Origin of the sequence: Methanobacterium sp., assembly GCA_016222945.1 — an archaeon.
Lineage (GTDB): Archaea > Methanobacteriota > Methanobacteria > Methanobacteriales > Methanobacteriaceae > Methanobacterium_D.
Map to the genome: position 1 here is coordinate 117,061 of JACRPY010000006.1, position 22,007 is coordinate 139,067.

The window sequence follows — 22,007 nt, forward strand, 5'->3', positions numbered from 1 at the left end:
ATTGGACTGATTAAAATGGAAATATCAAGACCCCGAGGAACACGCGATTTTCTATCTAAGGAAATGAAACAGAGAAAACACGTAGAAAACACACTAAAAAAAGTATTCGAAAATTATGGGTATGGTGAAATAAAAACACCAATATTTGAAGATTTAACACTTTTTACTGAAAAATCAGGAGAAGCAATTAAAGAAGAAATATATCACTTTAAAGACAAGAAAAAAAGAGATTTAGCTCTTAGACCTGAGCTTACAGCTCCTGTCGCACGACTTTATCTTAATGAACTTCAAAAACATGTAAAACCAATAAAAATGTACTATTTTGGGAGTTGTTTTAGGTATGAACGGCCTCAAGCAGGTAGATTTAGGCAGTTCTGGCAATTAGGCTGTGAACTAATTGGAGGGAAATCTCCAGAAGCTGAAGCAGAAGTTATAACTATGGCTGCACACTGCCTTGACGAAATTGGCCTGAAAGATTACGAATTCCATATCGGAAGCTTAGGCATCATCAGAAGTCTATTAAACGACGCAGGCATTTCTGGGGAAGAACAGGGACAAATAATGGGTTTAGTAGATAAGGGTGATGTCGAGGAACTTCAAAAGTTTTTAAATAATATGGAAACTTCTGCATCACTTAAAGAAATTCTATTACAGCTAATTGAAATTAAGGGACATAATGAAGTGATAGATGAAGTTAAAAATATTATTAAAAATTGTGACGAGGCCTATAATGCATTAAATGACCTTGAAAACTTATTAAACCACCTTGAAGCATTTGGGTTTTCTAATTACATTGTAAATATGGGAATAGCACGTGGACTGGATTATTACACTGGAATTGTATTTGAAATTTATGTACATGGGCTGGGAGCACAAAAACAAATAAGTGGTGGAGGAACATATAATTTAATAGAAATATTTGGCGGTGAGCAAGTTGAATCCACTGGATTTGCATTTGGCTTTGACAGGGTTATGGAAGCCCTTAAAAAGCAAGATGTGGTGATTCCAGTTGAAAATAATGTAGATGTATTTGTTGCCCCATTTTCAGATGATATGAGGAAAGAATCATTTAAAATAACTCAAAATCTAAGAAGGAACGGAATTTCGGCAGATGTAGACCTTGCAAGGAAAAAAATCAAAAAAGTTTTAGCATATGCAGATAATTTAGGAGTTAAATATGTTGTTTTGGTTGGTGCAAGGGATATTGCAGATGGAAAAGTAGCTTTGAAGGATATGGAATCTGGAGATCAGGAATTAATCGATCTTGACAGATTATCTCAAGAATTAATGGATAAGATCCAGGGATGATTATTATGGATATTGGAGAATCTAATTTAAATTTCAGGCATAAAATAGGGGATCAGGACCTTATTATAGCCATAGCTCAAGATTATAAAAGCAATAAAGTTCTTATGGTGGCTTATATGAATCGTGAAGCTTTCCAAAAAACAGTAGAAACCAAAAAAGCCCATTATTGGAGTACGTCACGCCAAAAATTATGGCTTAAAGGTGAAAGCTCCGGAAACTTCCAAAATGTTAAAGAAATTTATGTTGACTGTGATGAAGATGCAGTCCTTATAAAAATCAGCCAAAAAGGCGGCGCTTGCCATGAAGGGTATGAATCATGTTTTTTCAGGAAACTGGAAAATAATAAGTTAGAGGTAGTTGGAAAAAAGGTTTTTAACCCTGATGAAGTTTATAAAAGCTAAATAAATAAAATTAATTAATTCAAGGAGTAGGAGAGAAAATAAATGAGAATAGTTCCAGATACCAGCGTAATTGTAGATGGGAGAATAACCAAAATAGTTCAAAAAGAAGAATTTAAGGGTTGTGAAGTTGTAATCCCTGAAGCAGTTGTATCTGAATTAGAAAATCAGGCTAACAGGGGAAGAGAAACAGGATTCAACGGTTTAGAAGAATTAAAGAACTTACAGAATTTATACAGTGAAGGTGCCATTGATTTAATTTATGTTGGGAAAAGACCAACACTAGAGCAGATATCTCTTGCAAGAGGCGGAGAAATAGATGCTATGATAAGAGATACGGCTCAAGATAATGAAGCAACATTAATAACAAGTGATAAAGTCCAGACAGAGGTTGCAAAGGCACAGGGACTTGATGTAATGTATATGCAACCTGAAATGCTGGAATATAAAGACCTGGAACTAACTAAATTTTTTGATGAAAATACAATGTCTGTCCATTTAAAGGAAGATGTAATTCCAATGGCCAAGAAAGGAACTCCTGGAAACATTAAACTTGTTAAAATAGGTTCTAAACCCATTAAATATCATCAAATAGAAAGTATGGCCCGAGAAATTGTAGAAAGAACAAAAAGTGATTTTAAAAGTTTTATTGAGATAGAAATGGAAGGCGCAACTGTTGTTCAATTTAGAGAATACAGGATATCCATTGCTAGACCTCCATTTTCTGATGGATTTGAAATAACTGTAGTGAGGCCAGTTGCAAAAGTATCTTTAAGTAATTACAGGCTTCCAGATAAACTTATTGAAAGATTAAGGGAAAGAGCAAAGGGAGTATTAATTGCAGGACCTCCTGGAGCCGGTAAAACCACATTTGCTCAAGCTATTGCAGAATTTTACAGCAGAGACTTAAATTCCGTTGTTAAAACAATGGAATCTCCAAGAGACCTTCAAGTTGGAGCAGAAATAACTCAGTATGCACCATTAGAACGTAGCATGGAAAAAACAGCAGATATACTGCTTTTAGTCCGTCCAGATTACACTATTTATGATGAATTAAGAAAAACAAGGGATTTCAGGATATTTGCAGACATGAGGCTTGCAGGAGTGGGAATGATAGGTGTTGTGCACGCCACAAGACCAATAGATGCAATTCAAAGAGTAATTGGAAGGGTAGAGCTTGGAATAATTCCCTCAATTGTTGATACAACCATATTCATTAATGAGGGGAATGTTGCAGCAGTCTACGATGTTTCTCTTACAGTAAAAGTTCCAAGCGGAATGTTAGAAGCGGATCTTGCAAGGCCAGTCATAGAAATCAAAGATTTTGACACAGGAGACCTTGTAAATGAAATTTACACATATGGTGAACAGACAATTGTTATGGAAGTTGGAGAAACTTCTTATGAAAAAACTCCTGTCCAAAAGATTGCAGAGCGCGAAATAATAAAAGAAATCAAAAAAACAGTTCCTAAAGCCCATATTGAAGTTGAAATGAAATCAGATAAACGTGCAACAGTTTGGATGGATGAAGAACACATCCCGCGATTAATTGGTAAAAAAGGAAAAACCATAGATGAAGTTGAAAAAAGAATAGGTATAAGCATAGGTGTTGAACCATTTAAAGCCCCTCAAATCGGGGAAAAATTTGGAGTTGATGTTGAAATTGCAGGAAATTATGTGGTTTTAAACTTTGGCAAAGACGCTATTGGCACACCATTTGATATTTTAGTGGATAAAGAATATTTATTTACAGCTACAGTTGGTAAAAAAGGAACAATTAAAATTAAAAAAGATATAGAACTTGCAACCATAATATTAGAAGCCCTTAAAAATGGAATAAACATTGAAGCAAGAATAAGGAATGAATAATCTATCTATTCATTTAAATTCTTTTTTTTAAAAATTAACTAATCAATAAAGCGATATTATGAAAATAGGAGTTTCAACATTAGCATTATTTCCTATGAATTTTGAGGAAATATTGAATTATCTAGAACAGATTAATGTGGAATATTGTGAAATAATAAAGGAATATCCATATGAATGTGTAGATTATAAGCTTGTAAATTCTTATAATTTTAAAACAAGTGTACATGCGCCTCTTTCTGATTTAAATATTGCATCTTTAAATGAAACCATAAGAAAAGCTTCAGTTAGGGAAGTGAAAGAATCAATGGATTTAGCTTCAAAAATTGGTTCAGATGTGGTGGTTGTGCATCCTGGACAAATGGCATTTTTAACACGGAAATTTAAAACCCAAATAATGGACATGGCTTTAAAATCACTATATGAATGCTCAAAATATGCTGAAGAGCTTGGATTAAAGATGAGTGTTGAAAACATGCCTGATATGGAATGTATGATCTGCAAAGACCTTGATGAGCTCCATGAATTAACTGGGAAGATAGATTCATCAATAACCCTTGATGTTGGACATGCACATAATATGGGATATTCTATCCATGAAATGCTTAAATATGATAATATAGGTCATATTCATCTAAGCGATAATGACGGCTCCTTTGATAATCATGATGCAATAGGCAGCAAAAATATTGACTTTAAAACACTTTTTAATGAGTTAAAAGGCATTAATTTTGATGGTGTATGTGTAATAGAAGTTAAAAAACGAGATGAGATTTTAAAAAGCCTTGATTATATAAAAAATTTAATTATTTAATGAAATGTATTTTTCAAGTTATATATTCTAATTTATTCTAACTGTAATTTACAATTATCATGTTTTAAGCCTTTAAATATCTTTAATTAATTATATTTGATTTATATTTTTAATCTCGTCTAATTTACGCATTTAAAAACGATAATTATTTATATTAATTAAGATAATTAACATTTAAAGATATATTGTTTAATTAACGGGGGTTTATTAATGGCGGATGAAAGAAATGTTTTTGTGGGTATTCTGGCAGTTATATTGGGATTGATTGTTATAACATTCCCTTTAATCAGTGTTTCAACATTAAATGTCCTTACAGGAATTGGTTTAATATTTGTAGGAATCTGGCTAATTGTTCAATGCATTACTATCTGGGAGAAGAATCCAGCTGCAGGAATATCTGACTTTATACTGGCTATTTTTGCTATACTGTTTGGAATAGTGTTTGTTGGGGATATAAAGCTATTTGAATTCTTCACATTCTTAGCACTTTATATTGTAGGATTCTTTATATTTTTAGTAGGATTAGTAACTATATTTTCAGGTAAAGGAATTAAAGGAAAAGCTGTTGGTATTATAGGAATCATATTCGGTGTTATATACATAATAATCGGTACTTACATGGGAAATCCTTTCTTTTTAGCTGCAATAATTGGTGCTTTCTTGATAATTGCAGGAATAATGGAACTTTTGGATATGTTCGGGGAAAATAAAGAATAAAAATCTAAAATTATCTCCTAATAATTTTATTTAGTTATTTTAAGTGGAATGTAGTGAAGGGAGAATAAATGCTGTCTGGAAAAAAGAATTTGGATAAAATGAAGAAATCTGAAAAGGATGAAACTATTACTACTACCACTACTTATGGAAGTAGATATTTCACTAAAAGCATTCCTAAATTTGAACTACCAGAAGAAGGAATGCCTGCAAGGGCTGCATACCAACTAATTCATGATGAACTAAATTTGGATGGTAATCCGTCGTTGAATTTAGCTAGTTTTGTTACAACATGGATGGAACCTGAAGCAGACATGCTTATCGCTGAAAGTATGGATAAAAACTTTGTGGATAATGATGAATATCCTCAAACACAGAAAATACAAACAAGAATAGTTAATATGCTTGCTAGATTGTTTAATTCTCCTAAAAACTGCCATTCTATTGGAACTGGAACTATTGGATCTTCAGAAGCCATTATGTTGGCTCTTTTAGCTCATAAATGGACATGGAAAAAGCGTAGAAAAGAGGAGAGTAAACCTTACAACAAACCCAACATTGTTATGGGGGCAGATGTCCATACAGTTTGGGAGAAGTTTGCCCTTTACTTTGATGTGGAATTGAAGCTTATACCTCTAAAGGATGATAATTATACGATATCAGCAGAGAATGTTGCAGCAGAAGTGGATGAAAACACAATTGCTGTAGGTGCAGTTGTAGGAACCACATTTACGGGACAAATGGATCCTGTAGGAGAAATTAATGATTTATTGATTGAAATTAAGGAAAGTAAAGGATGGGATATTCCTATTCATGTTGATGGTGCAAGTGGAGGGTTTATAATGCCTTTTATGTATCCTGATTTAGAATGGGATTTCAGGCTGGAACAGGTGAGATCAATCAATGTTTCTGGTCATAAATATGGGCTTGTATATCCTGGAATTGGCTGGTTAATCTTTAAAGATAAAAAAGACTTGCCTGAAGAACTTATATTCAACATAAACTATTTGGGAGGATCAATGCCCAATTATTCTTTGAACTTCTCTAAAGGTAGCAGCACAATCATAGCACAATATTACAACTTTATAAGGCTTGGATTTGATGGTTACAAGGATATTATGCAAAATATGTCTGTAAACGCACATTATCTTGCATATAAATTAAAAGAATCAGGAAAATTTGAGTTGATAAATAAAGATGTTGAATTTCCGTTGGTAGCTGTAACATTAAAAAACTCTGAATTTAGTGCGTTCCAACTTTCAGAAAAACTCCGAGAGAAAGGATGGATAATACCAGCATATACACTTCCTGCTAATGCACAGGATGTTACGGTCTTGCGTATGGTTATTAAAGAAAGTTTCAGCAGAGATATGGTGGATTTGCTCTTTGAAGACATAATGGGAGCATGTAAAAAGCTGGAAAAAGTATATGTAGAAGAACCAATGAAAGAAAAAGATCATTCCTTACTTTATTGAACTTATTTTAACTTAAACTTCTATTTTTCTTTGTTTAACTATTATATTTCAGTATACGTCTCTATACTGCTTAATTAAAATAAAAAAATATATTTTAACATTATTTTTATAGAAAAATTAATAAAATTTATCATATTTCATGATTGAATAATAGAAATATTTATTTATGCTAAAAGAATTAATTCTAAAGAGAGATTATTAACTCTACTTGTATTTAAATGGGGAATTTTTTCATGAAAATCGCAATAATTGGTGGAACAGGAGATCAAGGAATAGGATTAGCACTGCGGTTTGTAAAAGCCGGCGAAAAGGTTATAATTGGTTCAAGAGACATTAAAAAAGCTGAAAACACTGTTAACATGATCAAAAATATGTTAGATGGTGATGAAGTCAACAATGTTACTAGTGGAACAAACGAAGATGCAGCAAAAGAATGCGAAATAGCCGTATTAACAGTGCCTCTTCAAGCTCAAATGGCAACCCTTAGAAGTATAAAGGAGATGTTAGAAAATAAAATACTTATTGATGCAACAGTTCCTTTAGACGGATGCCTTGGGGGAAAACCAACCAGATACATTGATGTTTGGCAGGGTTCTGCTGCAGAAAGATCTTCAGAGTTCCTTAAGGACAAAAATGTAAAAGTAGTATCTGCATTCAATAATATAAGTGCTGCAAGCTTGATTAACGATGATTGCGAGGTTCAATGTGATTGCTTAATTTCAGGGGATGACTTAGACTCTAAAAAAGAAGCAATGATACTTGCAGAGAAAATTCCAGGAGTAAGGGCTATAGACTGCGGCCCTCTTGAAAGTGCAAGGATTGTAGAAAAGATTACTCCTCTTCTTATAAATCTTAATATTAAAAATAAAATAAAATTAGCAGGTTTAAGAATAACAGAATTAGATTAATCTTAAATTAAATTTAAAGGGAAGTAAAGATGAAATATATAAAAAAAACAGCTAAAGAAATAACAAAACATGCTCTTGCAGTTATTGATAAAATTGATGAAAAAGAAGTCTCTAATATGATAGATACAATTGTAGATTCTGATTGTGTCTTTATTGTAGGTACTGGAAGGTCTGAACTTGTTGGAAAAATGTTTGCAATGAGACTCATGCACCTGGGATTTACAGTTTATGTGGTGGGGGATGTTACAACCCCTGCAATTAAAGAAAAAGACTGTTTAATTGCAATATCTGGCTCTGGAGAAACTAAAACAGTTACACTTGCAGCAGAAACAGCAAAAGAAGTTAATGCCAATGTTGTGGGAATAACTGGAAATCCTGAATCCAGATTAAGGAAAAGTTTGGATGTAACCATAAATATAAAAAGTAAAACAAAAGTACCATGGAAATATTATACATCCAATGTTTTAAAGGGCGATTATGATGATTTGACTCCTATGGGAACTCTTTTTGAAGACAGTACTCATTTATTCCTTGATGGCCTTATAGCAGAGTTTATGGCTCATCTCGGTAAAAAGGAAATTGATCTAAAGAGGAGACATGCCATAATAGAAAAATAAAGGGTGATCATAATATTTCTTTATTTTTTTTATCCCTAAATTGGTTATTATAACATTATATTATTAATTTCATCATTTATTTTTAGTTTATCAGGTGGAAAAATGAATTCAGAGCTATCTGGAAAGTTAATAATTATCAAAGATAAAAAAGCAACCAAGCTGTATGAAAAAAGTCATTATGGAAACATGGCCCCTGAAGGGCTTCAGCTATCACTTATTGAAGCTGTTCATCTGGCTGAAAAAGGAAAATTAAACATTTTAAAAAAGGGAAAAACAATTTCATTAGATGAAATGTTTCAAATGCTCCGCAGGGAGGAATTAGAAACAAAATATCTTGTTTTCAGCGACCTTAGAAACAGAGGATATATAGTAAAAACAGGATTTAAATATGGCTCAGAATTCAGGCTTTATGAGAGAGGAAAATCACCAGGAAATGGTCACTCAGATTATCTGGTAAAAGTAGTATCAGAGGATTATGAGATTAAGGCATCTGATTTTTCAAGTTATGTGCGAGTAGCACACGGAGTTAACAAAAAGCTCCTTTTTGCAGTTGTTGATGAAGAAAATGACATTACTTATTATAATATAGAATGGACACGTCCATAAAACTGATTTTTTATTAGAATATCACCATTATTTATAAAATGAAAATGTAATGGTAAAATATAATCATTTTTATAAACATATATTCAATTTATCAGGTGATCAAGTGATAGATCCATGGAGTTCAGCCATAATCGATTATGAAAAACTAACCGAGCAATTTGGAATCAAACCATTTGAAGATTTCAAAAAAGACATAGAAAACCCTCATATTTTAATGAAAAGAGGCGTTATATTTGGTCAAAGAGATTATGGGCGAATAGTAAAGGCAATGAGAGAAAAAAAAGAATTTGCAGTTGTAAGTGGCATGATGCCTAGTGGTAAGATGCATATTGGCCACAAAATGATTGTAGACCAGCTGAACTGGTATCAAAAGAATGGGGCAGATATTTATATTCCAATAGCAGACATGGAAGCTTATTCTGCAAGGGGCGTTGATTTTGAAGATTCAAAGGAACTTGCAATCTTTGAATACATCACAAATTACATAGCACTGGGTCTGGACTTTGAAAAAGATAATATTGATGTATATTTACAGTCTGAAAATCAAATCGTTGTAGACCTTGCCTATATATTGTCAAAAAGGGTTAATTTCAATGAAATGAAGGCAATATATGGTTTCTCAGGGAGCGCAAACTTTGCACATATGTATGCTCCATTAATTCAGGTGGCAGATATTCTTCATCCTCAAATTAAAGAATGTGGCGGTCCAAAGCCAGTTGTGGTTCCAGTAGGGCCAGATCAAGACCCCCATATAAGACTAACCAGGGATGTTGCAGAACGATTTAAAAGCAAATATGGATTTATAACACCGTCTTCAACTTACCACAGGTTTATCACTGGACTTACAGGAGATAAAATGTCAAGTAGTAAACCTAAAACTGCCATATTTTTAAGTGATTCTCCTCAAACGGCTCAAAAAAAGGTTAAATCTGCTAAAACTGGTGGAAGAGAAAGTTTAGATGAGCAGCGTGAATTAGGAGGTATTCCGGAGGATTGCACAGTTTATGAACTGCTTTTATATCACTTAACTGGATCAGATGATGAACTTAAAGAAGTATATCATAACTGCAAAAACGGAAATATTATGTGTGGGGAATGCAAAAATAATGCATCAAGCATGATGAAAAACTTCTTTGAAGATTTTAACCAAAAAAGAGAAAAAGCAAAGAAAAAAGCTCAAAAAATTTTAGATAGGGAATCCAAATGTTAGACAAAAGATTTGATACAACAGGTACTGAATATGAAGGATTTTTAAATGGCATATACAAACGTAATGAAACTTTTTTAATTATATCTGCAGCAATATTCTTGTCCTCTCTTTTTGTAGGTTATTTATTCTCTGGAGTCATTGACTCATTTATGGCCAGCGTGCTTAAATCATTTAAGCAAAGCGTGAGCAAAGGTGAAATTAAACTTACAACCCTTTCTATATTTATGAATAACTTAAAAATTGCATTCTACATTTATGGTGGCGGAATAACGGCAGGATTATTAACAGTTTATTTCCTGGTTTTCAATGGAATTTTTATTGGATATGCCGCATCAAAATTTGCTCTTGGAGATTTTCTTATTTATACAGTGCCCCATGGAATATTTGAAGTTGTAGGCATTATAATAGCGGGTGCAGCAGGTTTCAGGCTTGCAAGTATGATTATTAATTTAATAAGGGATTTACTAAGAATGAAACGATACATGCCTATGGGAGATCAAATTAGTCAGGTATTAGATGTAAATTACCCTGAATTTAGAGAATCAGTAATCTTATTTGTAATTGCAATAGTTTTAATTCTTATTGGGGCAGTTATAGAGGCTAATTTTACTCTTGCATTGGGAAATTACATTAAAGGATCAATTTAGAACATTTTAAGCTTTTAAATTAAATAAAAAATCAATTAGATTTAAATTAATTACTTAAATATTTTTACAAAGGTGAAATAATGATAAAATGCATAACTTGTGGTGCAGAATATGACTTAAATGAAATAATATACACATGTCGTGAATGTGGCTCAGTTTTGGAAGTAATATGCGAGCCAGAAGTTTCTAAAGATATTTTTAATTGCAGAAAATCTACTATGTGGAAATATAAAGAATTCATGCCTGTAGATCCTGCTAAAATAGTTTCATTAGAAGAAGGTGGAACTCCTTTCTGTAAATGCGATAAACTTGGCAAAAAGCTGGGAATAGATCTTCATGTTAAAGTAGAAGGTTCAAACCCAACAGGAAGCTTTAAAGATAGAGGAATGAGTGTAGGAATAACAAAGGCCATTGAATTAGGTGTAGATACTGTGGGATGTGCATCAACTGGGAATACATCTGCATCACTTGCAGCTTATGCCGCAAGAGCAGGATTAAGATGTATAGTATTATTACCTTCTGGAAAGGTGGCTCTTGGTAAGCTTGCACAGGCTATGTTTCACGGTGCAGAAGTGTTATCAGTAAGGGGAAACTTTGATGAGGCCCTTGAAGCTATAACTGCGCTTGCACTTAAAGGTAAATTATATCTTTTAAATTCAGTAAATCCTTTTAGATTAGAAGGTCAAAAATCGATAGGATTTGAAATAGTGGATGATTTAGGATGGAAATCGCCAGATAGGATTATATTACCTGTTGGAAATGCAGGGAATATCTCAGCTATATGGAAAGGTGTTAAAGAATTCCATAAAGCCGGATTTATAGAAGATCTGCCTATGATGACTGGGATTCAAGCAGAAGGTGCTGCGCCTATTGTTAGGGCAATAAGGGATAACAAAGATGATATAATTCCATTTGAAAATCCTGAAACAGTTGCAACAGCAATAAGGATTGGAGCACCAGTCAGTGCTAAGAAAGCATTAGCAGCAATCTATGAATCTGACGGATTTGCAGAAACTGTAACTGATGAAGAGATTTTAAGCGCACAAAAATTACTTGCAAGAACTGAAGGAATAGGGGTTGAACCAGCGTCTGCAGCGTCCATTGCAGGCCTTATAAAGCTCGTAGAAAATGGTGAAATAGATAAAAATGAACAGATAGTATGTGTTGTTACTGGACATCTATTAAAAGACCCTAACACAGCAATAAATGCATGTGTAGAGCCTGTTGAAGTTAATGCAGATATTGAAGAGCTTTCTCGTATAATAGCTAAAGGATAACTGATTTCTCTTTAGATTTATTCTTGGAGAAATTCAACATTTCTACATATTCTATTTTTTTATGACTCTGTGAAAATCATATGATTTGCAACATGGTGTCTAAAAATCATATGGATCGCCTCCAAGTGACTAAAAATCATATAGTTTTTGGAAAAATTGGAGTAAAAAACGATAAATATATATAGGAGTATCTCAACAGTGTAATATAACAATTATACAAAAATGAGGTGATTAAATATGGAATTACCAATTGCTCCAATTGGAAGAATAATAAAAAACGCAGGTGCAGAAAGAGTCAGTGATGACGCAAGAGAAGCTTTAGCAAAAGCTCTTGAAGAAAAAGGGGAAAAAATAGCTTCAGAAGCTGTTAAACTCGCAAAACACGCTGGAAGAAAAACTGTAAAAGCATCTGATGTTGAATTAGCTGTTAAAAGGTTATAAACCTTTTACTTTCTTTTTATTTTATTTTTATGCAACTTTAAATTGTTTATTCTCTCTTATTTTAAATCAAAATTAATCTTTTTTATAGGAAATATTTATCAATCACTCATTTTAGAAAGTTTGATCAATAACCTTAAAAATATCTAAATAGATTAAATAATCAATCTTTAAACTAATCTGACGATTATATCATTATAAAATCGAATTATATCCTATTTGCTATCTTTTCAAAAGCCAAGATAAAGTATATATGCAATGATTTTATACAGTGTATATAACTAATTCTTTTAGTGTTTTTATTCAAAACTGTTTTAGAATTGGAATTCCACATTTTTAGTAATAACCGTTTAAAATCTCAGATTTTTGGTAGTTATGAAGAAATATTTATAATTTTAAGGATTATATAAATTGGAATTTACATTTTTAATGCTTTGAAAATTCTATTTGGCAACAACTTTATATATACAATAAGTTAAAACTAAGAGTATGCCGATGGATGGTATAAAAACCAGATGAAAAAGGAGGTAAATTCATGGCAAAAGCAATATATGTAAAATTTGACGTACCACAAGAGATAGCTGATAAAGCTGCTGAAGCTTTAGAAATAGCAAAAGATACTGGAAAGATAGGAAAAGGAACTAACGAAGTAACCAAAACAATAGAGAGAGGTAACGCGTTATTAGTACTTATAGCAGGGGATATTGATCCTCCAGAAATAGCAGCTCACTTACCTGTTTTAGCTGAAGAAAAAGAAACTCCGTATGTTTACATCCCAACAAAGGATGAATTAGGAGAAGCAGCAGGTTTAAATGTTGGTACAGCGTCTGCAGTTATAATTGATGCAGGTGAAGCTGAAGATTTAGTCAACGAAGTTGTTGAAAAAGTCGAAGAACTCAAAAAATAATTAATTTTTTTATGAAAGGCAATAGCCTTTCTCACTTTAACAATTCAGGGTGATTTATATGGCAGAAGCAACTCCTGCTGAAGTAATTGAAGTTCTTAAAAGAACTGGTATGACTGGCGAGGTCATGCAGGTAAAATGTAGAATACTCGATGGAAGAGACAAGGGAAGAATACTAACAAGAAACATTATGGGGCCAATTAGAGAAGGTGACATTTTAATGTTGCTGGATACAATTAGGGAAGCTAAAGAAATCCGTACTCCATAATTAAAAGGTGTTTAATATGAGAACATGTTCATTCTGCGGAGAAGAACTCCACGAAGGTACAGGAAAAATGTATGTAAAAAAAGATGGAACTGTATACTTCTTCTGCAGCAGCAAATGCGAAAAAAATAGAATTAAACTTGGACGAGTTCCAAGAAAGGTCAAGTGGGTAAAAGAATGATTGAAAGAAGTCTTGTAATGCTTAAACCTGATGCCGTACTAAGAAGGCTAATGGGGACAGTACTTACCCGATTTGAAGAACGCGGACTTAAGGTCGTAGCCGTAAAAATGATGAACATCTCCGAAGATCTTGCAAAAGAACACTACGGAGAACATGAAGAAAAACCATTTTTCAATGACCTTGTAAGTTACATTACATCTGGCCCAGTCCTTGCAACAGTGATTGAAGGCGATGAATGCATAAGTCTTATAAGGAAAATGGTTGGAGCTACAAATCCAAAAGAAGCAGATCTTGGAACTATAAGGGGCGATTATGCTCTTGAAACTGGTAGAAACATAATTCATGCATCAGATTCTTTAGAATCTGCAAAAAGGGAAATAGAACTATTTTTCAATGATTCTGAAATCTGTAACTACGATCTACCGGATGAAAGCTTGATATATGAATAAATTTTTCTTATCTTACTTTTTTAGGAAGGTTAAACATTGAAAATCAGATCACCAATAGTTTCTGTACTTGGACATGTAGACCATGGGAAAACTTCACTCTTAGATTATATTAGGGGAAGTGTCATTGCCCAAAAAGAAGCAGGGGGAATAACCCAGCATATTGGTGCAACAGAAATTCCTATGGAAGTCGTAGAGAACATTGGGGGAGATTTTCTAAAAAAATTAGATATTAAAGAATCACTTCCAGGACTTTTCTTTGTGGATACGCCTGGACACGAAGCATTCACCACTCTTCGTAAAAGAGGAGGGGCGCTTGCTGATCTGGCAATTTTAATTGTGGATATAAACGAAGGGTTCAAACCACAAACCTATGAAGCTCTTAATATCTTAAAAATGTATAAAACTCCTTTTATAGTTGCAGCCAATAAAATTGACAAAGCATATGGATGGCAACCATCAAAAGGCACTTCATTCTTAGAAACATTTTCTAAACAAGCTCCAAGTGTCCAGGAAAAAGTGGATATGGGGCTATACGAATTGGTGGGAATATTACACCAAGAAGGATTTGAATCTGAAAGATTTGATAGAATAAGCAATTTTGCAAAGCAAATAGCTATAATCCCTATAAGCGCAAAAACAGGTGAAGGATTACCGGAACTTTTAGCAATGCTTATGGGACTTGCACAACAATATTTAAAAGAGCAACTGAAGATAGAAGAAGATGCTCCCGCTAAAGGAACCATTCTTGAAGTAAAAGAGGAAGTAGGGCTGGGAGTTACAATAGATGCAGTGATTTATGATGGTATAATAGAAAAAAATGATACTATTGCTATTATGACAATGGACGATGTAATAACTACAAATATCAGGTCTCTTCTAAAGCCAAGACCTCTTGAAGAAATAAGAGAGTCTAAAAAAAGGTTCCAAAAGGTTGATGAAGTTGTTGCAGCTGCAGGTATCAAAATTGTAGCGCCCAATATTGAAAATGCAGTAGCAGGATCACCACTTCGTGTTGCAAGAGATGATCTTGCCAATGTCAAAGAAGAGATTTTAAAAGAAATCGAAGACATAAAAATAGATACTGATGAACTTGGAATTGTAGTAAAAGCAGATACATTAGGATCTCTTGAAGCACTTGTTAACCTGTTAAGAGGTATGGAAATTCCAATAAGGGCTGCAAATATTGGTGATGTCTCAAGAAGAGATGTTGTGGATGCAGGAATTGTCAAAAAGGAAGATCCTCTTTATGGTGTTATAGTAGCTTTCAATGTTAAAATACTCCCCTCAGCTGCCGAAGAAATAAAAGCGTCAGAAATTAAGCTTTTCTCTGCAAATGTTATATACAAATTAACTGAAGATTATCAGGAATGGATAGACGCTGCAGAGGAAAAAAAGAAAAAAGCTTATCTTGATGCCATAATCAAACCAGCTAAAATAAGAGTTATTCCAAAACTAATCTTTAGAAATAGTAAACCTGCTATAGTTGGTATTGAAGTCTTAGCAGGTACAATTAAGCAGGACTATGGACTTATAGGGAAAGATGGGTCAAAAGTTGGAAAAGTTGAAGGTATGCAGGATAAGGGAGACAACTTAAAATCAGTGCCAAGGGGCAAAAAAGTTGCCATGAGCATAAAAGATGCTATGTTCGGCAAGAATTTTGATGAAGGGGATGTTCTTTATGTGGATATACCTGAAAATCATTATAAAATCCTTGAATCAGAGCTTAAAAATAAGCTTTCTGAGGATGAATACGAAACATTTAATGAGATAGTGGAGATAAAAAGAAAGGGAGACCCTGACTGGGGAAAATATTAATACCTTTTGATTATGTTCCACTTTAAACTAATAATAAATATAATATAAAGGATAAAAAGACAATATATGGAGGAGATTTGATTGGCATTTAAATTAGTTATTTCAGAAGACAGTAAAAGTCACCAGGTTGAAGTTGACACAGCAAAGGACAAAAAATTAATTGGTTTGAAAATAGGGGATGAAATTGACGCTTCTTTAGTTGGTTTAGATGGTTACAAGCTTAAAATAACTGGCGGAAGCGATAAAAACGGATTTCCCATGAAAACAGATGTTGAAGGGCCAAGAAGGATAAAAAGTTTATTATCTAGCGGTCTTGGATTCAAACCAAAAAGAGATGGTCAAAGAAGAAGAAAAACCATTCGTGGAAACACAATATCTGTAGATATAGTTCAAATTAACACTATTGTTACAGAAAAAGGTGCTAAAAGTATAGATGAACTTTTAGGTGCCTCAGAAGCTGAAGAATAATTAAATGTCTTAAACGATGGGATTTAGGTGTAATTGTGAAAATACAATCTGAAATAAATATAGGGCTTGTAGGGCACGTGGACCACGGTAAAACTACATTAACAAAGGCTCTATCGGGCATATGGACTGATACTCATAGTGAAGAAACAAAAAGAGGAATTTCCATAAGATTGGGTTATGCGGACATAACTTTTAGAAAATGTACAGAATGCCCGGCCCCCCAATGTTATACAACAGCTCTTGTATGTGACAATTGCGGAGGAGAAACAGAAACCCTAAGAAGAGTTTCATTTGTAGACTCTCCAGGGCACGAAACACTCATGGCAACAATGCTGTCAGGCGCAGCAATAATGGATGGAGCAGTTTTAGTAATAGCTGCAAACGAGCCATGCCCACAACCACAAACAAAAGAGCACCTCATGGCACTGGACGTTATTGGAGTAAAAAATGTCATAGTGGTCCAAAATAAAATTGACATTGTATCCAAAGAAAGAGCCATAGAAAGCTACAATGAAATAAAAGAATTTGTAAAGGGCACATGTGCTGAAGAAGCACCAATAATACCAATATCAGCCCAACAAGGTGCAAATATAGATATCTTAATTGAAATGATTCAAGAAAGAATCGAGACACCTGAACGTTTAATAGACAAACCTGCAAGAATGTATGTTGCAAGATCATTTGACATAAACAAACCAGGATGTGCTCCTCAACAAATTTCTGGAGGAGTAATGGGCGGTTCCTTAATTCAGGGAAAACTGAAACTTGGGGATAAAATTGAAATCAAACCAGGTATTCAGATTAAAACCAAAGGAAAAACAGAATGGACAAGCTTAACCTCTGAAATAGTGGGTTTAAACACAGCCAGCGAACATGTTGAAGAAGTGAATCCTGGAGGACTCATAGGAGTAGGAACAAAACTTGACCCTGCACTAACCAAAGCAGATTCCCTATCAGGATCTGTTGCTGGAGAACCAGGAACACTACCGCCAATATTACACCAATTCACAATGAAAACACAACTTTTAGATAGGGTTGTAGGTACCAAAGAAGAAAAAGATGTTGAACCTATAAAATCATCAGAACTACTTATGATAAACATAGGAACTGCAACCACAATTGGTGTTGTATCAAGCGCCAGGAAAGACACAGCAGATGTAACTCTTAAATTGCCAGTTTGTGCCGAAACAGGTCAAAGAGTGGCTTTAAGCAGGCGTGTAGGTGCAAGATGGAGGTTGATTGGTTATGGTATCATCAAATAACGAGGCAGTGTTAGACGCAAATTTTTTATGATACCTGCTCAATTTCATGTTGATATATTAACTGAACTTGGGCAAATTATACCTAATTACAAATATTCAGTTCCATCATTTGTTATTGATGAACTGGAAAAAATAAAGAAAAGATCAAAGGGTAAAGATAAAATTGCAGCTTCAGTTGCCCTTAAAATAAGTGAATCTCCTGAAATTAATGTGATATCTGTTGATTTAAAAAGAAAAGAAAGGGTAGATGATGCTCTTCTGCGTATTTCAAAAGTTTTATGTACAAATGATATTGGACTTAAAAGAAGAGCAAGAAATAAGGGAATAACCGTTATATATTTACGCCAGAAGAAATATCTGGATGTTGACGGATATTTAGGCTTATAAATCATAATTAAAATCATTTAATAATATTAAATTATAATTTTTTGGAAAAATGAAATGACTATCACTTTTCATTTGCATATTTATTTAAAAAATGAAAAATAGATTAGTAAAAGTTTTGATCAACCGCTCAAAATTTATGATTTTGGCGCCACGAAACAGAGTTTCGTTGGCTTTTCTAAAAGGTTGGAGGAGTGATTATATGAATCTTTGGAAGGATTTAGAACCAGGACCATCAGTTCCAGAAGTGATATATGCAGTAATTGAAATACCAAAAGGATCAAGGAACAAATATGAGTATGATAAAGATATGGAAGCATTTGCACTTGATAGAGTGTTATACTCGCCATTTGTTTACCCTGCAGAATATGGGATAATTCCCCAAACACTTTATGATGACGGAGACCCTATGGACATCATGGTATTAATGGAACAACCAACATTCCCGGGATGTGTAATTGAAACACGACCAATTGGAATAATGAGAATGATTGACGGCGATGATAATGACGATAAAATATTAGGCGTACCTATTAATGATCCAAGATTCAAAGATATAAATGATATTGGGGATGTTCCAAGCCATCTTTTAGATGAAATCGCACATTTTTTCAAAGAATACAAGTATCTTGAAGGTAAAGTTACAGAAGTAAACGGATGGGAAAACGCCCAAAAAGCATTTGAGGCAATAAAACATTCTATAGAATTATATAAAAAAGAATAAACCGAAGAGGGGTTTAATGTATTTAATATCCAAAATTGAAGACACTGTTAGAGTTCCACCATCCATGTTTGAGGAGCCTTTAAAAGAGGTTGCATTCGATCTTTTAAATGAAAATTACGTTGGAAAAATCGATAAAAAAATGGGATTAATGGTTACAGTAAAAGAAGTTGAAGAAATTGGTGTAGGTAAAGTAATAATGGGTGATGGTGCAGCATATCATGATGTAACATTCACAGCTCTATTCTTTAAACCAGACTTACAAGAAATTGTAGAAGGCGAAGTAATTGAAATAACCGAATTTGGAGCATTTATCCGAATAGGTCCTATGGATGGTCTTGTGCACGTATCGCAAGTTACAGATGATTATATTAACTACGATGCAAAAAGAGGCGCTTTACTTGGAAAAGAATCCAAAAAGACACTTGAAGAAGGAAATAAGGTCCGTGCAAGGATTGTTGCATTAAGTCTGAAAGGAAAATCATCTAAAGAAACTAAAATAGGCCTTACTATGAGACAACCGGGTCTTGGAAGAGAAGAATGGATTGAAGAAGAGAAAAGGAAGAAGAAATAATGGTTACAAAAGCATGTACAAGATGTCATAGAATAATGGAAGATGATAGATGTGCAATATGTAATGTGCAATCCTCAAAAAACTGGAGCGGTTTTTTAATAATTGTCGAACCAGAAAAATCAGGTATTGCAGAAGAATTAGGCATAACTCTTCCTGGAGAATATGCTTTAAGAGTAAGATAAATAAAATTATAAAGATTTTCAGGTTAAGAGAGTGTTAATATTAAAAAAAGAAAGTCGAGAAGTTTTTAAAAAGCCATTTGGTAAACTCTACTCTGCTTTAGATGATATTGATAAATCTTATCTTGAAGATCATTTCATAATCTCTATTGGGGATGCAACAACAAAAAATCTTTTAGATGTGGGCATAATCCCTAAAATTGGCATTATTGATAATAAAATTGAAAGAAAAACTTCAAATCATAATATAAAATACGATGCAATCACATTAAACGCTGATAATCCGTCAGGGACCATAACAGATAGTCTACAGGCAACTATCAAAGAAGCATTGGACCTTACTTTGAAATCTAATGTTTTAATAGTTGTAAATGGTGAAGAGGATTTGGCAGTGATTCCCTGCGTATTGATGGCTCCAAAAAGCTCCATAATTTTATATGGGCAACCTGGAGAAGGAATTGTGGTTGTTAAAGTTGATAAATTAAAAGAAACAGCAAAAAAAATGCTGGATAATTTTAAGGTTGAGGAGGTTAAATAATGGAAATCGAAATAAGAGAAAAAATTGAGAATCCACTTTTAAACAGAACTGAAATACACTTTGACTGCATATATCAAGGAGAATCTACTCCAAAAGTATTAGATATTAAAAATAAGCTTGTAGCATTATTAGATGCTGATAAAAATCTTCTTGTAGTTGATAAAGTCTTACCTAACTTTGGTGAAGGTAAAGCTGACGGATATGCAAAAATATATGACTCCGAAGAGAATTTAAATGAAATTGAAACAGAACATGTTTTAGCTAAAAATAAAGAAACTCAAGAAGAAGAGGAAACATCGGAGGAAGAATAATGAAAAAATGTGACCTTTACGAAGTTAAAGATAACAAAATCATTAGAAAAAATCCTGAATGTGTCAGATGCTCACACGGTGTTTTCATGGCAGACCATGGAGACAGATATGCCTGTGGAAAATGCGGATACACAGAATGGAAAAACAAAGACTAATTTCATTTTTTTTACTAATTAAATATAGGTGAAAACCTTGAATTTAAGATCAGGACGGCTTAAAGGAAAGATGAGCAATGAAGCTGCATCTTTTACTTCTTCTTTAGAGTTTGATAAACGAATTTTTAATGCAGATGTTGAATTAAACATAGCACACACAACAATGCTTGCAAAAAAAGAGATAATAGACTCTAAAATTGCAGATAAAATTATAAATTCATTAAAAGAACTAAAAAAAGAAGGAATTGAAGCCCTTAAACTTGATCCATCTGTAGAAGATATTCACATGGCTGTTGAAAACTATGTGACCTCCAAAATAGGGGACGATGCCGGATTTATGCATACAGCTAAATCAAGGAACGATCAAGTAGCCACAGATCTTAGACTGATTTTAAAGGAAGAAATCAAAATAATAGGTAAATCTATACTTAATTTTATCCAAAAAATCATTAACATGGCAGATGAGCATAAAGAAACTGTTTTTATAGGATATACTCATTTACAACATGCTCAACCCACAACTTTTGCACATCACCTGCTTGCATATGCCCATGCACTTAAAAGAGATTATGAAAGGCTTATGGATGCATATAAAAGGGTGGATATGAATCCTCTGGGATCAGCAGCCATGACCACAACCAGTTTCAATATAGATAGGGAAATGACAACTGAAATTCTGGGATTCAGTCAAATTATGGAAAATTCCATGGATGCAGTAAGTTCAAGGGATTTTATAGCAGAAACTGTATTTACACTTACAATGCTTGCTTCAAACTTGAGTAAAATTTGTGAAGAGCTTATAATATGGAGTACATTTGAATTTAGGGTTGTAGAGATTGGTTATGAATATTCATCAACATCATCTATAATGCCTCAAAAAAAGAATCCAGATGTAGCTGAAATAGCAAGAGCTAAGAGTGCAATTTTAACTGGAGAATTAATGACCATATTAACAATTTTAAAAGCATTACCCTACAGCTATAATCGTGATTTACAGGAAGTAACTCCCCATCTATGGAATTCTGTAGATAATGCAAAAGAAATGCTAAGCATTATGCAGGGAATGTTACCTGCAATTGAAGTTAATAAAGAACGTGCAGCAGAACTTGCAAAATCGAATTTTGCAACTGCAACTGAACTAGCAGATATACTGGTTCGTGAAAAAAACATGCCTTTTAGAACTGCCCATAAGATCGTTGGAAGAATGGTCACAGAAGCACTGGAGAACGATGTTTCACTTCAAGATATTGACTCTATTTTTTTAGATAACGTGGCACAAGAAGTCATGGGTAAACCCCTTAATCTAAATGATAAACTCATAAAAAAAGCTTTAGATCCATATCAAAACATTAAATCAAGAACAGTAATAGGTGGATCATCTCCTGAAGCCGTGAAAAAAGCTATTTTAAATTTAAAATCATTTTTAGATTATGAAAATAAAAAATAAAGCTTTTTTTCCATTAATTTTTATTCATTTTATTTTTAAAATATAATTTACTTCTTTTAGTTTTTAATCAAAACAA

Annotated in this window: 28 protein-coding genes; all 28 read left to right on the forward strand. The window is 33.4% G+C overall.

Annotated elements, in window-relative coordinates:
* Window positions 1-15 precede the first annotated feature (15 nt).
* Complete coding sequence (locus HZC47_09550; GenBank protein ID MBI5681126.1) at window positions 16-1,308, forward strand: histidine--tRNA ligase; 1,293 nt, start codon at window positions 16-18, stop codon at window positions 1,306-1,308.
* 5 nt (window positions 1,309-1,313) lie between these two features.
* Window positions 1,314-1,709, forward strand: coding sequence for a phosphoribosyl-AMP cyclohydrolase (gene hisI / locus HZC47_09555; GenBank protein ID MBI5681127.1), 396 nt, complete (start codon window positions 1,314-1,316; stop codon window positions 1,707-1,709).
* Between the two features lie 42 nt (window positions 1,710-1,751).
* The gene (gene tadA / locus HZC47_09560; GenBank protein MBI5681128.1) at window positions 1,752-3,575 is read left to right on the forward strand and encodes a Flp pilus assembly complex ATPase component TadA; all 1,824 of its coding nucleotides are present in this window, start codon (window positions 1,752-1,754) and stop codon (window positions 3,573-3,575) included.
* 58 nt (window positions 3,576-3,633) lie between these two features.
* Window positions 3,634-4,386 carry a sugar phosphate isomerase/epimerase gene (locus HZC47_09565; GenBank protein MBI5681129.1) on the forward strand — a complete coding sequence of 251 codons (753 nt, stop codon included), beginning with the start codon at window positions 3,634-3,636 and terminating at the stop codon, window positions 4,384-4,386.
* A 210-nt stretch (window positions 4,387-4,596) separates the two neighbouring features.
* On the forward strand, window positions 4,597-5,103 hold the full coding sequence (locus tag HZC47_09570) for a DUF308 domain-containing protein (protein ID MBI5681130.1): 507 nt from the start codon (window positions 4,597-4,599) through the stop codon (window positions 5,101-5,103).
* Window positions 5,104-5,171: 68 nt separating this feature from the next.
* Window positions 5,172-6,575 (forward strand): glutamate decarboxylase, encoded by a 1,404-nt coding sequence (locus HZC47_09575; protein MBI5681131.1) that lies wholly within the window; start codon window positions 5,172-5,174, stop codon window positions 6,573-6,575.
* A gap of 233 nt (window positions 6,576-6,808) precedes the next feature.
* On the forward strand, window positions 6,809-7,483 hold the full coding sequence (npdG, locus tag HZC47_09580; GenBank protein MBI5681132.1) for an NADPH-dependent F420 reductase: 675 nt from the start codon (window positions 6,809-6,811) through the stop codon (window positions 7,481-7,483).
* 29 nt (window positions 7,484-7,512) lie between these two features.
* The gene (hxlB, locus tag HZC47_09585; GenBank protein ID MBI5681133.1) at window positions 7,513-8,100 is read left to right on the forward strand and encodes a 6-phospho-3-hexuloisomerase; all 588 of its coding nucleotides are present in this window, start codon (window positions 7,513-7,515) and stop codon (window positions 8,098-8,100) included.
* A gap of 102 nt (window positions 8,101-8,202) precedes the next feature.
* The gene (gene endA / locus HZC47_09590) at window positions 8,203-8,706 is read left to right on the forward strand and encodes a tRNA-intron lyase (GenBank protein ID MBI5681134.1); all 504 of its coding nucleotides are present in this window, start codon (window positions 8,203-8,205) and stop codon (window positions 8,704-8,706) included.
* A 103-nt stretch (window positions 8,707-8,809) separates the two neighbouring features.
* Window positions 8,810-9,916 carry a tryptophan--tRNA ligase gene (locus tag HZC47_09595; protein ID MBI5681135.1) on the forward strand — a complete coding sequence of 369 codons (1,107 nt, stop codon included), beginning with the start codon at window positions 8,810-8,812 and terminating at the stop codon, window positions 9,914-9,916.
* Window positions 9,910-10,563 (forward strand): stage II sporulation protein M, encoded by a 654-nt coding sequence (locus HZC47_09600; GenBank protein MBI5681136.1) that lies wholly within the window; start codon window positions 9,910-9,912, stop codon window positions 10,561-10,563. Before HZC47_09595 ends, HZC47_09600 begins: the two co-directional genes overlap by 7 nt.
* An 80-nt stretch (window positions 10,564-10,643) precedes the next feature.
* A complete protein-coding gene (locus HZC47_09605; GenBank protein ID MBI5681137.1) occupies window positions 10,644-11,840 on the forward strand; it encodes a threonine synthase in 1,197 nt (398 codons plus the stop codon).
* Window positions 11,841-12,077: 237 nt separating this feature from the next.
* Entirely contained in the window at window positions 12,078-12,281 is a 204-nt protein-coding gene (locus HZC47_09610) for a histone family protein (protein MBI5681138.1), read from the forward strand.
* A 532-nt stretch (window positions 12,282-12,813) separates the two neighbouring features.
* Window positions 12,814-13,185, forward strand: a complete 372-nt coding sequence (locus tag HZC47_09615) for a 50S ribosomal protein L7ae (protein ID MBI5681139.1) — start codon at window positions 12,814-12,816, stop codon at window positions 13,183-13,185.
* A 58-nt stretch (window positions 13,186-13,243) separates the two neighbouring features.
* Window positions 13,244-13,450 carry a 30S ribosomal protein S28e gene (locus tag HZC47_09620; GenBank protein MBI5681140.1) on the forward strand — a complete coding sequence of 69 codons (207 nt, stop codon included), beginning with the start codon at window positions 13,244-13,246 and terminating at the stop codon, window positions 13,448-13,450.
* A 16-nt stretch (window positions 13,451-13,466) separates the two neighbouring features.
* The gene (locus HZC47_09625) at window positions 13,467-13,628 is read left to right on the forward strand and encodes a 50S ribosomal protein L24e (GenBank protein ID MBI5681141.1); all 162 of its coding nucleotides are present in this window, start codon (window positions 13,467-13,469) and stop codon (window positions 13,626-13,628) included.
* On the forward strand, window positions 13,625-14,077 hold the full coding sequence (gene ndk / locus HZC47_09630; GenBank protein ID MBI5681142.1) for a nucleoside-diphosphate kinase: 453 nt from the start codon (window positions 13,625-13,627) through the stop codon (window positions 14,075-14,077). The genes HZC47_09625 and ndk overlap by 4 nt, the downstream gene beginning before the upstream one ends.
* Before the next feature lie 36 nt (window positions 14,078-14,113).
* Window positions 14,114-15,892, forward strand: coding sequence for a translation initiation factor IF-2 (gene infB, locus HZC47_09635; protein MBI5681143.1), 1,779 nt, complete (start codon window positions 14,114-14,116; stop codon window positions 15,890-15,892).
* 81 nt (window positions 15,893-15,973) lie between these two features.
* The gene (locus HZC47_09640) at window positions 15,974-16,360 is read left to right on the forward strand and encodes a 30S ribosomal protein S6e (protein ID MBI5681144.1); all 387 of its coding nucleotides are present in this window, start codon (window positions 15,974-15,976) and stop codon (window positions 16,358-16,360) included.
* A 35-nt stretch (window positions 16,361-16,395) separates the two neighbouring features.
* Window positions 16,396-17,622: a translation initiation factor IF-2 subunit gamma gene (locus HZC47_09645; protein MBI5681145.1), complete on the forward strand. Its 1,227-nt coding sequence runs from the start codon at window positions 16,396-16,398 to the stop codon at window positions 17,620-17,622.
* 27 nt (window positions 17,623-17,649) lie between these two features.
* Window positions 17,650-18,009: a twitching motility protein PilT gene (locus HZC47_09650; GenBank protein MBI5681146.1), complete on the forward strand. Its 360-nt coding sequence runs from the start codon at window positions 17,650-17,652 to the stop codon at window positions 18,007-18,009.
* Between the two features lie 199 nt (window positions 18,010-18,208).
* A complete protein-coding gene (locus HZC47_09655) occupies window positions 18,209-18,730 on the forward strand; it encodes an inorganic diphosphatase (GenBank protein ID MBI5681147.1) in 522 nt (173 codons plus the stop codon).
* Window positions 18,731-18,746: 16 nt separating this feature from the next.
* Window positions 18,747-19,301, forward strand: coding sequence for a DNA-directed RNA polymerase (locus tag HZC47_09660; GenBank protein ID MBI5681148.1), 555 nt, complete (start codon window positions 18,747-18,749; stop codon window positions 19,299-19,301).
* Window positions 19,301-19,483: a DNA-directed RNA polymerase, subunit E'' gene (locus HZC47_09665; protein MBI5681149.1), complete on the forward strand. Its 183-nt coding sequence runs from the start codon at window positions 19,301-19,303 to the stop codon at window positions 19,481-19,483. The genes HZC47_09660 and HZC47_09665 overlap by 1 nt, the downstream gene beginning before the upstream one ends.
* 31 nt (window positions 19,484-19,514) lie before the next feature.
* Window positions 19,515-20,018 carry a GTP-dependent dephospho-CoA kinase family protein gene (locus HZC47_09670; GenBank protein MBI5681150.1) on the forward strand — a complete coding sequence of 168 codons (504 nt, stop codon included), beginning with the start codon at window positions 19,515-19,517 and terminating at the stop codon, window positions 20,016-20,018.
* Window positions 20,018-20,329: a 30S ribosomal protein S24e gene (locus HZC47_09675; GenBank protein MBI5681151.1), complete on the forward strand. Its 312-nt coding sequence runs from the start codon at window positions 20,018-20,020 to the stop codon at window positions 20,327-20,329. The genes HZC47_09670 and HZC47_09675 overlap by 1 nt, the downstream gene beginning before the upstream one ends.
* Window positions 20,329-20,484: a 30S ribosomal protein S27ae gene (locus tag HZC47_09680; protein ID MBI5681152.1), complete on the forward strand. Its 156-nt coding sequence runs from the start codon at window positions 20,329-20,331 to the stop codon at window positions 20,482-20,484. Before HZC47_09675 ends, HZC47_09680 begins: the two co-directional genes overlap by 1 nt.
* 37 nt (window positions 20,485-20,521) lie before the next feature.
* Window positions 20,522-21,931: an argininosuccinate lyase gene (argH, locus tag HZC47_09685; GenBank protein MBI5681153.1), complete on the forward strand. Its 1,410-nt coding sequence runs from the start codon at window positions 20,522-20,524 to the stop codon at window positions 21,929-21,931.
* Window positions 21,932-22,007: the final 76 nt, after the last annotated feature.